This is a genomic window from bacterium, from assembly GCA_027622355.1.
In the GTDB taxonomy this organism is placed as follows: domain Bacteria; phylum UBA8248; class UBA8248; order UBA8248; family UBA8248; genus JAQBZT01.
In genome coordinates, this window is record JAQBZT010000058.1 from 1 (window position 1) to 11,683 (window position 11,683).

Below are 11,683 nucleotides of genomic sequence, written 5' to 3' on the forward strand. Positions count from 1 at the left end.
CCCGCCCCCGCCGAGAAGTTCGAACTCAACCTCCCGCTTGCCGAGATCAACACCCACGACGCGCACGCTCACCGGATCGCCGAGGCGGAATCGCCTGCCCGTCCGCTCGCCCAGGACGGAGAACTCCTCCGGGATGAACCGGTAGTAGTCATCCGCCAGCGCGGCGAGCGGCACCATGCCCTCGACGAAAATGTCCGCGAGCTCGACAAAGATGCCGAAGGCGGCCGCCCCCGAGATGTGCCCCGAAAATCGCTCCCCCACCCGATCCTTCATGAAGAGCGCCTTGTGGAAGGCCACCATATCGCGCTCGGCCGCTTCGGCGGTGCGCTCGGTCTCGGAGATGTGGGCGCAGCTCTCGGCAAGGGCGTCTGCATTCGGCCGGCTGCGATCCCCGCGGAGGAGGCGCTTCAGCCGGCGGTGCACCAGAAGGTCCGCGTACCTGCGGATGGGCGAGGTGAAATGGGTGTAGTGGCTGAAGCCCAGCCCGAAGTGAAGCCCCGGAGCGGGGGCATAGCGGGCCAGCCTCATGCTCCGCAGGACCACCAGATTCACAAAGCGCTCGATATCCTTTCCCGCCGCGGCGGCGAGCACCTCCTGCAGGGCGCCGGGGCGCGCAAGTGCATCCGCTTGGGGGGCGGGGAGGCCGAGCTGCGCGAGAACGAACCGCACGGCCTGGAGTTTCTCCGCAACGGGTGCATCGTGCACACGGTAGACGGCTGCTCCCCCCGCTTTCTCCAGAAACTCCGCCACGGCGCAGTTGGCCGCCAGCATGCACTCTTCCACCAGGCGGTGGGCGGCGTTTCGCGGGGCGCGCTCGATGGCCCGGGGCGCGCCCTTCTCATCGAGGATGACTTCGGCCTCCGGCAACTCGAAGTCAAGACTCCCTTGCGTCATCCGGCGGGCATGAAGCAGGCGGGAGAGCGCGGCGATCTCGTCCAGCTCTTTTTTGAGACCCGCCGCCGCGCGGTACTCCGCCTCCTCCGGTATCTGCCGCCCCTCGAGAACGGCGCCGGCGCCGTGGTAGGTGAGCTGCCCTCGCGAGCGAATCCACCCAAAGGTGAGCCGGAAGCCCACGCGCTCTCCCTTCGCGTTGAAATCGAGAAACGCCGACAAGGTGCGGCGGACCTCGCCGCTCGAGAGGGAGCAGACATCGCCCGAGAGTTTCGGCGGCAGCATCGGGATCGCCCGATCGGGAAAGTAGACGCTGTTCCCGCGGCGGGACGCCTCGCCATCGATCGCCGTGCCCGCCGGGACGTAGTGGCTCACATCGGCGATGTGGACGCCGAGACGACGGACGCCGCCCTCAAGCGCCTCGATCGAAAGGGCATCGTCCCTGTCACGGGCGGTCCGGGGGTCGATGGAGAGCACCGTGAGATCGCGCAGATCCTCCACCCCTTCGGGCAAGGGATCGCTCTCGCGGGGCGCACGCCACTCCTCGGCCTCTTTCAGTACCTTCACCGGGAAATCCTCGCGCAAGCCGTACTTGGCGATGATCATCCTCTGCTCGGCGGCGGGGTCTTCCGGATAGCCGAAGGCGCGGAGGATATTCCCCTGTGCCTCCGTCCGGGGGCCGGGAAAGCGGGTGATCTCCACCTCGACCCACTCCCCGCGGCGCACTCCCTTCCATCCGCCCGCAGGGAGATAAACCGGATGGGAGATGTGCGTGTCCTGAGGCTCGACCCAGGCCCGCCGCCCTTCCACCACCAACCGGCCCACCAGGGAGGAATGGGCGCGCACATCAATCGAAACGATGCTCCCCTCGCGCCGGCCGTCCTCCCCCACCTTCTCGACGCGGGCGCTCACCTGATCGCCGTCCATCGCGCCCCGCGTCCGGCTCCGCGAGATGAAGACATCTCCCTTCTTCTCCTCGGCGCTCCCCGGCGCGGGCAACACGAAGCCGTAGCCCTGCCGGTGCCCCCGGAAAACGCCCCGGCAAAGGGAGAGGCTCTCCGGCAGCGCGTAGCGCGCGCGCACGCGGACCAGGGTGCCCGCCTCCGCGAGGGCGCGCATCTTTTTGCGGAGGGCGGGTCGTTCGTTGGCCGGAATTTTGAGGATATTGACGATCTCCCGCACCGCCATGGGCCGCCCCTCCCGGGAGAGGAGGGAGAGCGCCGCCTGTTCGGCCGCGGAATGGGACCGGTCCGCTTTCATCCGCGGGCCGCCATCAAGGGAAAAAGAGAGGAAACCCGATTTTCAGAAAGGGCGGGGGTCACGCTTCATCCTCGTTTAGTTCGCTGATATCCGCCTGATAGGTTTTGATGAGTTTGCCGCCCGCGAGCTGGACGCAGGTGAGCTTCCTGCCGTAAGCCGCACCGGTGTCGATCCCCAAAAAGCGGGGAAGCTCGTTCAGGACTTCCGGCATGGGGGTGTGGCCGAAGACCACGGGCCGCCCGAAGTCGGCGTCGGACTCGAAAAAATCCTTCCGGATCCACATCAGATCTTCGGGCTTCTGCTCGCTCAGGCGCACGCCGGGCCGGAAGCCGGCATGAACGAAGATGAACCCGTCCGACTGATGGACGTACTGAAGGTTCTGGAAAAAGTGCGCGTGAAGCGCGGGAAGCTGCGGCGGGCCTTCGCGAGGGTCGATACCGTAGCTCTGGAGGGTTTCGTACCCCCCGTTCATCAGGAAAATGCCGGATTGGTAGCGGCCCTCCTCATAAACGTAGTCCAGGAACATGTCCTCATGGTTGCCGCGCAGGAAAACCGAGCGGGGATATTTGAGGCGGAATTCGAGGACATCCTCGACAACCCCGCGCGAGTCGGGACCGCGATCGATGTAGTCGCCGATAAAAACGATTTCGTCTTCCTTTTCGAACGGAACCCGCTCGATCAGGAGACGCAGCAGCCGGCGCTGCCCGTGAATGTCTCCAATGGCATAGAGCTTCGGCATGGGGGAAAAACGACCCGAGGAGAAAGGGACGGAAAAACCGCCCGTCATCCGGGCGGAAGAGGAGCTATTTTAGGTTTCCCCCGGAAAAAGGCGCAACCCGGCTCCCGATTTGCCGCAAAACCAGAGACCTCCACGCGATAGACATGCAATACATTAACAATCAACTATTTAGAGGATAATTTTTCGTCCCGATGCGGAAAAAAATAAACCACTTCAGTTTCACATATTCCGATAAAATGATATTAATTAAAAGCAGGCATCCTGTCGCCGGGAATCCAGAGAGGCTCGGGAGCCGTAGCGCGGAGGGACAATGAACGCCAATGCAAGCGCACCTGACCGGATGATTCGGTTCATGCAGTCCACGACCCTCTTCAAGGGGCTCTCCGACACCGAGGTCAAGCTCATCGTCGGTAAAGCCCGGCGGGAGAAGGTCAAGGAGTTCGACTACGTGTTCAAGGAGAAGGAACCCGGCGATTCCCTCTATTATATCCTAGAGGGCCAGGTCTATCTGACACGGAGCATTCTCGACTCCGAGGAATTTCTCACCATGTTCGACAAGGGAGATACCTTCGGCGAAACCGCCCTGTTGGCCGGCGGCACCCGGACGGCCACTGTCCGCGCAAAGAAAAACTGCCTCCTCCTCTCCATCGGCGACACAGCCCTGCAGGAACTTCCCGCCGATCTCGGCATCAAGCTCATACGGAACATCGCCATCACCACAACAGAAAAACTCGGAATGGCCAACGGCATGATCTACCGCCTGTTCGAGCAACTTCAGAAGCTGCAGCCCGAACAAAAAGACCATACCGCGACCGAAGACGAATTCGTCGAAGGCCTCGGTGATGAGATCGACATCTGAATAAACGCTTCCGGAGTGCTCTCCAGCTCCCTCAGTCCACTTCGCCCCAGTTGTCCCCGACGTTCGCTTTCGCGGCGAGCGGAACCCGCAGGGGGAAGGCCCGGGCCATCTCTTCCTCTACCAGTTGCGTAACCGCCTTCAGCTCCTTCGGCGGAGTTTCAAAGAGAAGCTCATCGTGCACCTGGACGAGCAGGCGCGCCTTGCGCTTTTCCTTCCGCAGGCGCGCTGCGATCGCCACCATCGCCTTCTTGATAATATCCGCCGCACTTCCCTGAATGACGGAATTCACGGCGGTCCGCTCGGCCGCGCTCCGGATGTTGCGGTTTTGGCTCTTCAGGTCCGGGATATACCGGCGGCGATCAAGAATGGTCGAAACGTAGCCCCGCTCGGTGGCCTCGGCGATGACCTCATCCACGAAGGCGGGAACTTTCGCAAAGCGCTGAAAGTAGGTCTCGATGAAGACGCGCGCCTCATCGAAGCCGATGCCCACGGTCTGCGCCAGGCCGAACGCCCTTTGGCCGTAGACGATCCCGAAGTTGACCGCCTTCGCCACCCGGCGCATCTCCCCTGTGACGTCAGCGGGCGAAACCCCGTAGACCGCCGAAGCCGTGGTCGCATGGATGTCCTCGCCCCGCTCGAAGGCGCCGACGAGACCGGGGTCTCCGGTGAAATGGGCGAGCACACGAAGCTCGATCTGGCTGTAATCCACCGAAAGCAGCTTCCAGCCCTCCTCCGGCAGGAACGCCCGCCGAATCCGGCGGCCAAGCTCCGTGCGGACGGGGATGTTCTGCAGGTTGGGGTCGGAGCTGCTCAGGCGGCCGGTCGCGGCCACAGTCTGGTTGAATTTGGCGTGGATGCGCCCGGTTTGCGGATGGACGAGGGCGGGAAGGGTGTCCACATAGGTGCTTTTGAGCTTGGAGAGCTGGCGGAAATTCACAATCTCCTCGGGAAGCGGATGCTGGGGCGCGAGCCGCTCGAGGGTGTCGAGGTCGGTGGAGGGCCCTGTTTTCGTCTTTTTGACGACGGGAAGGTTCAGCTTCTCGAAAAGAATCTTCCGGAGTTGGAGCGTTGAGTTGATGTTGAACTCCTCCCCGGCCAGATCGTGGATTTTCTTCTGCATTTCATCGAGACGCGCCTCGAGGTCCTTGCTCATTTCACCGAGAAAATCTCCGTCGAGCCGGATCCCCGTCATCTCCATCTCGCGCAGGACATCCAGAAGGGGCATCTCCAGCTCGCGGAAGAGCGAGGCGAGGCCCACCTTCTCCAGCTCCGGCGCCATCTTGTCGGCCAGGCGCAGGGTGAAGTCGGCGTCCTGGCACCCGTAGAGCGCGGCGGTCTCGGCGGGCACCTCGGCGAAGGGAATCTGCTTGGCCCCTTTCCCGCACAAATCGGCATACTTGATGGTCTGAAGGCCCAGAAAAGCGTCGGCCAGATGGTCCAGCCCGTGGCTCTGCCGATCGGAATGGAGGAGGTAGGAAGCCACCATGGTGTCGAACACCGGCTCCTGCACCTTGAGTCCGGCCCGGGCCAGAACCTCGATGTCGTACTTGATGTTCTGGCCGATCTTCTCTTTCTTCGGCGATGTAAGCGCGGGGCGGACCGCCTCCAGCACTTTTTCCGACGGAAGCTGCGGACCGGATTCGATCCCCGTATGCCCGACGGGGACATACCAGGCCTGTCCGGGGGAAACGCTGAAGTTGAAGCCCACGATCTCGGCGATCATGGCGTTGAGGGAGGTGGTTTCCAGATCGAGGCTGATGCGATCCGCCGCGCCGAGCGCCTTTTGCAGGGCGGCCAGCTCTTTCTGGGTGCGCACCAGCCGGTAGTCGCGCTCGCGCGCCGCGCCGAGCAGGCCGGAGAGCCCGCCCGCCGCTTCGGCCGCTTCCGCTTCGGTAGTCTTTTTTTCCGCTCCCTCATACCCCGGAAGCTGGGACAGGATATTCTTGATCTCCAGCTCCTCCACAAAGAGCCGGCGGGCGGCCTCCATGTCCGCTGCCTGGAGCCGGTAGTTCTCCAGATTCCCATCCACCGGGATGTCGCGTCTTATCGTGCACAGATCGAGCGAGAGGCGGGCGAGGTCGGCGTTCTCCTCGATATTCTGCCGCTGCTTGGGGCGCTTGATCTTTTCCGCCGAGGCGAGAACGGCTTCGAGCCCCCCGAACTCCTGGATGAGGGAGATGGCGGTCTTCTCCCCGATGCCGGGGACGCCGGGCACGTTGTCGGAGGAATCCCCCATCAGCGCCTGCACCTCGACCACCTTCTCCGGCGGCACCCCCCAGCGCGCCTCCACCTCAGCCGGCCCGAGGGTGATGTCCTTCATCGGGTCCCACATCGAGATCCGCTCGGTCACGAGCTGCATGAAATCCTTGTCGGCCGTGACGAGGATGACCTCGAAATCTTCCGCCGCCGCCTTTTCGGCCAGCGTGCCGATGATGTCGTCCGCCTCGGCCCCCTCGCGCGAGAGCGCCGGGATGCGGAGCACTTCGACCACACGCTGCATATAGGGGATCTGCACCACCATGTCCTCCGGCGGGGCGTCGCGGTTTCCCTTGTAGGCGGGATATATCTCGTGGCGGAAGGTGGGGGCGGGGGTGTCGAAGACGACGGCAATGTACTCGGGGGCCTTCTCTCTAATCACCTTGAGGAGCATGCGGGCGAAGGTGAGAACGGCTCCGGTCGGCATCCCCTTGGAGTTGGAGAGCCGCTGCCGGATCATGGCGTAATAGGCCCGGAACATGTAGCCGGAGCCGTCAATGAGATAGATGCGTTTGGCGGGGTCTTTCACGAAAACTCCCATGCCTGAAGGATTTGACCCGGATGCGCTCACCCTCGCACGGGGGGGAAGCGAAAAGCAACGCCCCCTCCACACCCCCCGATCATCATGTGCAAATCCTTGTTTTTCTAGGGAAATCTTGACATTTTTCCACGTGAAGTTTTAGGATAACGATGGACTTGAAGAAAATGGATTATTCGGGGCACCGCCCCGCTGGAAATAAAGGATCCTGCCCGGAGAGAAAAGCCTGATGTCTCCCGATTCCCCCTCGAGAAACGACCTGATCGCCTATCTCCGGGCCCAAATCAAAGAGCGCCAGGAGCGAAAGGGCGAAATCGACCGAAGCATCCATGTTCTCGAGGAGGCTGCGCACGAGCTTCAACGCCAGCTCGACGCCATCTACCCCGCGCTGGAGGAGACAGCGAGCGAAGCCGAGGACATCCCCTACCGGATTTCCAGGACACCGGAGAAAGCGGATGCCCCCGCGGCACCCAAAATCAGGACACCGGAATTCAAGACACCTGAACCCGAGGAAGAAACACCGCGCGGGGAAGAGGCGCAGGAGCGGGACGCCGCCTTTTCCCTGGATGCCGACGCGGAAAAAGCCCTGCCGGCCGCCGTAGAGGAAAAACCCGAACCGGCCTTTCGCTCTCCCCCGGCAGCGAGCGCCATGGGCACCGATCTGGAAAGCGCGCTCCAGGAGGGGCAGCACCTTCTCCTCGACGGGAGAAGAAAATCTCCCGCGCCGGGTGCGAACGCCGCCTCCGGCAAAGAACCCCGCAACGGAAAACATGTCAAAAACATCGCGCCGCCCGAGGTTGTCAGCGACCTCGACCTCGATGAGGACGTGGCGCTCCTGTTCAAAAACCCCAGGCGCAAATCCGCCTCCCCGCTCCTGACCGCCGATGCGCTCGACTTTCCCGTCGCCGAAAAGCCTGCCTCCGATAAAGAATACGAAGAAAAAACGGTGCCGCCCCCCCCGCCGCCTGCCAAGACGGCGGTGGCATACCTGAAGAACTACATCCGCGCGGGAGGGGCCGTCCGCTGTCTCGACCCCTGGAACCGGACCTGCGCCGCCTTCGTGCTCCGGCAGGGCGATGGTCCCGCTATTTTGGCGACAGATGCATTTCTGACCTATCTTCGCCGCGCCACCGGCCAACTCGCCCAGACCGGCGAAGCCGCCGCGGCCGCTTCGAATGATGTGGAAAAGCAAAAAGATTTTCTCGCCGACCTGATGGGCGCGCTGATGCAGGAGGATTTCGAAGCCCTCAAGCATGTGCCCTCCCTGCAGATTTCGGGCGCCAAGGCGCTTCCGCGGACATTCGAGTTTGAAACCGCCTCGATCACGATCATGCACACCCGCGTGCTCTCCTATCTCCAAAATTCGTTCCAAAAGCCGATCGGAGAGTTCTTCGCGCCAGAGGGCCCGTACTCGGAAATTCAGGAATATCTGGAACGATACAGGGAATTCACCCTCGAGCGCAGTGAAGAGGCGCGCACCGCTTCGCTGCTCTCGCAGGCGGGCCTTCCGTTTTCCCCCGCGGGCGGGCGCACCGCTTCGGCGGGGAGGGGCATTGACCCGAACGCCATGTCGTCCTACTCGGCCTCCTTCGTGAAGGAGGGAGAGAATCTTCAGGACCTCAACACTTTCGACTACACGCCGGAGGATCAAAAAGTCATCCTCTCCCAGAAAGAAGACGCCCTCTCCGCTTCTATGTTCAAAAAGCTGGGACCGGAAAATCCCTTCCTCGGAAAACCCCAGCCGGGCGAGGAAGGCGGAAAGGACCTCTCCCCCGCCGCCCAACAAAAGAATGCAGAAAAAGAGACGCCCAAGAAGAAGAACGGCGAGAAGGCCGAAGACATGGAACAGATGCTCAAGGACCTCGGCATCGACTGGAAAGACTAGCCTTCCGCTGTTCCGAAAGCCTCCTGTGCACCACTCGATTGATTTTCCTCATTGATGGCATATATTCGATAGGAAGGGCTTCTGCCGTTTCTCCGGCGATTTGCCGCCGCACTCTCTTTTGGTTGGAGAGCACCGTGACCTCCCCATCGGATCCGCACGCGCAAAAAATCAAGACCGCCATCCGCGAAACCTACGCCCAGGTGGCCGAGGGGCGGGCCGCATGCTGCGGCGAGGCGGAGATGCCGGCGCAGGAGACCGCCGTGGCGAAAAGCGGCTACGCTCCCGCGCGGCTGGCGGACATGCCCGAGGAAGTGCTGAAGGCCAACGCCAGCTGCGGGAATCCGGTGGATGATGCGGGGATGGGGCCCGGCGAGGTGGTGCTCGATCTGGGCTCCGGCGGGGGGCTCGACTGCTTCCTCTCGGCCGGAGAGGTCGGCCCCGCGGGCCGCGTCATCGGTCTCGACATGACGGACGCCATGCTCGAGAAGGCCGAGGCCAACCGCCGGAAAATGGGCCTTGAGAACGTCGAGTTCCGAAAAGGTGAGATGGAAGCCATGCCCATCGAGGACGAAAGTGTGGACGTCATCATCAGCAACTGCGTCATCAACCTCTCGCCGGACAAGAGTGCCGTATTCCGCGAATCCTTCCGCGTCCTCCGCCCCGGCGGACGGTTCGTGGTGTCCGACATCATCCGGACAGGTCCGGCCCGGGTGGAACACTCGATGGAAAACTGGTGCGCTTGCCTGGCGGGCGCCATTCCCGGCGAGGCGTATCTTGGCGGTCTCCGCGAGGCCGGATTTGAAACGGCCGAAATTCTCAAATCGAAACCTTATGTCGGACCGGGTCTGGAGAGCGCGACCATCCGGGCGGTAAAGACCCGAAGATAGCGGACACGCACTAGCGGTTCGGCGAAGCGGCGGGCGGCTTCATCTTGGGCCCCGGCGCCATCTTTTGCGGCGCGACACTCGCACTCCGCCAGACAACTCCGAGATAGGCCAGATACAGAAAGAGCACGACCAGCGCGAAGCGGACGATCTGCCAAAAAAACCGCGACAAGGGGCTTTCTTTTTTCGTCGAAAGATCGTAGCGCTCTTGCAGGCTTCTTCCGTTCATCGGCTCGCTCTCAGCAATCCCATCGCTCTCAGTTCTTTTTCCGTTTCCACAATCACGGCGGCCGCCAGCGCCTTATCCTTAAGAAAGGTGAATTCCTTGTTAAAAGCATCCACGCGGAGGCGTGTGGTCTTCTCCGTCACCGCGATGATGAAAATGTCCACGCCGTGCTTCCGCGTGGACGCCTTCATGATTTGACCATCTTCCTCTTTCGCCCACCGCTGGTGAATCTTCAGCGCCATGCGGGAGACCGCCACGTCAACCCCTGTGCGAACATGGTCCATTTTTTCCGGAAGCACCTTGTAGGCCACATTATTGATGGAATATTCGACCCCCACGGCCGAGGCCGTGATCAGCACCGCAGGAAACAGCAAACATCCCGAGAGCAGAAAGACCCATAAAAACAAGACCCAGACGATAAAATTCGCGCGGAATGCACCGACAAAAAAAGACAATAGCCGAGACTCCCCATCACCGACAGCCTGAACCCCCATCACCCCTTCAGAATATCACCCGGCGCGCGCGGGCATCAACGCATAGGAGAGAGCGCCCGCGGGGTGTCTTGCGGCAGGTTTCGGGGGCTCTTTATTGACACCCATTCGCGGCGGGTGATAAGTACCAGCCATCACATCCTTTTCCGAGTGGAGAGCCTCCCATGCATATCGATGTCCACTGTCATATCTTCCCCAAGGAACATATCGATCTTATCGAAAAAGAGGGGCCTCGCTACGGGGTGAAAATCTTCATCGACGATCAGGGGAGAAAGCGCGCCGACGTGAAGGGGGAGTTGCATCCGCCTCTCGAACCCTTCATGGATCTGGACATTCGCTTCAAGACGATGGAGAAGATGCGGCTCGACATGAACGTACTCTCTTTCTCCTCCCGCCCGGGCGTCTACTGGGCGGACGAGGGGCTGGCGGAGGAGCTCTGTCAGGCGGCCAACGACGGCTACGCCCGGATGATCGCCGCCCACCCGGACAAGCTCTCCGCGCTGGCCGCCATTCCCGCGCAGGATGCGGCCCGCTCGGTCCGCGAACTCGAGCGCGCCGTCACGAAACTGGGCCTCAAGGGCGGCTACATGGGGACCAACGTCAACGGAAGATACCTGGATCATGAATCCTTTTTCCCCATCTACGAGGCGGCGGCGGCCCTCAAGGTGCCCATCATCGTTCATCCCACGAATCCGGCCGGCATCGCACAGATGAAGGATTACCATCTGTTCAACGTGGTGGGGTTCACGGCGGAGAGTTCGAACAGCATCGGCCGCCTCATGTTTTCCGGAATATTCGACCGTCTTCCCGATCTGCAGTTCATCTTCCTCCACGGCGGGGGGGCGGCGCCCTATCTCCTCGGCCGCTACACCCATGCGTGGAAGCACCGCCCCGAGTGCAAAAACGCAAAACGCTCTCCCCTCGAATACCTGCAGTCGAATTTTTATCTCGATATGCTGGTCTTCTACCCGCCCACGGTTCGTTTTCTGGTGGATATTATGGGGAGCGACCGCGTGATGCTCGGGACCGACCTTGCCTACGACATGACAGATCACGATGTTGTGGATACCCTCGCATCGGCGGGCCTGAGCCAGGAGGAATACGAGCAGATCAGCCACAAGAACGCCCAGGCACTCTTCGGCCTCTGATATGCGTTTTCGCTCACACCCGCTCTCCGGCAGCTGAGGCCCCCACCGATGTGGCCCACTTGGGAAGAGACCCTGCTCATCTTCGCCGCGGCGGTGCTGGAAGGAGGAGTGGGTTTCGACTTCGGCCTGATTGCCGTTCCCGCGATTGGCGCCCTTTCGGGGGTCCGGGATGCCGTGGTGCTGCTTTGTTTTCCCAACCTGGGGCTCGGAATTCTGAAAGCGCTCGGCGGCAAGGCCAAAAAGGAAAACCTCAAGCGATTTATGCCGTTCATCGGCGCCGGAGGGGTCGGGGCCGCCGCCGGCGTTTTTCTGCTGCTTTCCACCCCGCCGGCCGTCCTGAAGTGGACGGTCCTAGGGCTGGCGCTTCTCTTCGCGCTCTACAGCCTCTCCTGGACGCGGTTTCAGCTCGACCTTCGGGATGAAACCTTCTTCGCCTACATCGCCGGGTTTTTCTCGGGGAGCCTGACTGGTTTCTCCTATGCGGGAGGGCCCGTGGCGGTGATCTT

At 62.0% G+C, this 11,683-nt stretch carries 10 protein-coding genes; 5 read left to right on the forward strand and 5 right to left on the reverse strand.

What is annotated here, in order from left to right:
• The coding region (gene rnr / locus O2807_05225) for a ribonuclease R (GenBank protein MDA0999904.1) at positions 1 to 2,151 on the reverse strand (2,151 nt) is incomplete at its 3' end.
• 58 nt (positions 2,152 to 2,209) lie between these two features.
• A complete protein-coding gene (locus O2807_05230) occupies positions 2,210 to 2,890 on the reverse strand; it encodes a metallophosphoesterase family protein (GenBank protein MDA0999905.1) in 681 nt (226 codons plus the stop codon).
• 310 nt (positions 2,891 to 3,200) lie between these two features.
• On the opposite strand from O2807_05230, the gene O2807_05235 reads away from it, so the two are divergent.
• Complete coding sequence (locus tag O2807_05235) at positions 3,201 to 3,749, forward strand: cyclic nucleotide-binding domain-containing protein (protein MDA0999906.1); 549 nt, start codon at positions 3,201 to 3,203, stop codon at positions 3,747 to 3,749.
• A gap of 31 nt (positions 3,750 to 3,780) precedes the next feature.
• On the opposite strand, the gene polA is transcribed toward O2807_05235, so the two are convergent.
• Positions 3,781 to 6,534: a DNA polymerase I gene (gene polA / locus O2807_05240; protein ID MDA0999907.1), complete on the reverse strand. Its 2,754-nt coding sequence runs from the start codon at positions 6,532 to 6,534 to the stop codon at positions 3,781 to 3,783.
• Positions 6,535 to 6,772: 238 nt separating this feature from the next.
• On the opposite strand from polA, the gene O2807_05245 reads away from it, so the two are divergent.
• Together O2807_05245 and arsM are read left to right on the forward strand one after the other, a co-directional pair.
• The gene (locus O2807_05245; protein MDA0999908.1) at positions 6,773 to 8,428 is read left to right on the forward strand and encodes a hypothetical protein; all 1,656 of its coding nucleotides are present in this window, start codon (positions 6,773 to 6,775) and stop codon (positions 8,426 to 8,428) included.
• Positions 8,429 to 8,562: 134 nt separating this feature from the next.
• A complete protein-coding gene (arsM, locus tag O2807_05250) occupies positions 8,563 to 9,315 on the forward strand; it encodes an arsenite methyltransferase (protein ID MDA0999909.1) in 753 nt (250 codons plus the stop codon).
• A gap of 10 nt (positions 9,316 to 9,325) precedes the next feature.
• Here arsM and O2807_05255 read toward each other — a convergent pair whose 3' ends face one another.
• The gene (locus O2807_05255) at positions 9,326 to 9,541 is read right to left on the reverse strand and encodes a hypothetical protein (GenBank protein MDA0999910.1); all 216 of its coding nucleotides are present in this window, start codon (positions 9,539 to 9,541) and stop codon (positions 9,326 to 9,328) included.
• Entirely contained in the window at positions 9,538 to 9,912 is a 375-nt protein-coding gene (locus O2807_05260) for a hypothetical protein (protein ID MDA0999911.1), read from the reverse strand. The genes O2807_05255 and O2807_05260 overlap by 4 nt, the downstream gene beginning before the upstream one ends.
• Positions 9,913 to 10,193: 281 nt before the next feature.
• Here O2807_05260 and O2807_05265 point away from each other — a divergent pair, with 281 nt between their 5' ends.
• Together O2807_05265 and O2807_05270 are read left to right on the forward strand one after the other, a co-directional pair.
• A complete protein-coding gene (locus tag O2807_05265; GenBank protein MDA0999912.1) occupies positions 10,194 to 11,177 on the forward strand; it encodes an amidohydrolase family protein in 984 nt (327 codons plus the stop codon).
• Between the two features lie 48 nt (positions 11,178 to 11,225).
• The coding region (locus O2807_05270; GenBank protein MDA0999913.1) for a TSUP family transporter at positions 11,226 to 11,683 on the forward strand (458 nt) is incomplete at its 3' end.

Excerpts from the sequence above, each read along its gene's own strand:
- O2807_05265 (MDA0999912.1), top strand. The coding sequence starts at position 10,194 with ATGCATATCGATGTCCACTGTCATATCTTCCCCAAGGAACATATCGAT.
- O2807_05245 (MDA0999908.1), top strand. The coding sequence starts at position 6,773 with ATGTCTCCCGATTCCCCCTCGAGAAACGACCTGATCGCCTATCTCCGG.
- O2807_05235 (MDA0999906.1), top strand. The coding sequence starts at position 3,201 with ATGAACGCCAATGCAAGCGCACCTGACCGGATGATTCGGTTCATGCAG.
- O2807_05255 (MDA0999910.1), bottom strand. The coding sequence starts at position 9,541 with ATGAACGGAAGAAGCCTGCAAGAGCGCTACGATCTTTCGACGAAAAAA.
- O2807_05230 (MDA0999905.1), bottom strand. The coding sequence starts at position 2,890 with ATGCCGAAGCTCTATGCCATTGGAGACATTCACGGGCAGCGCCGGCTG.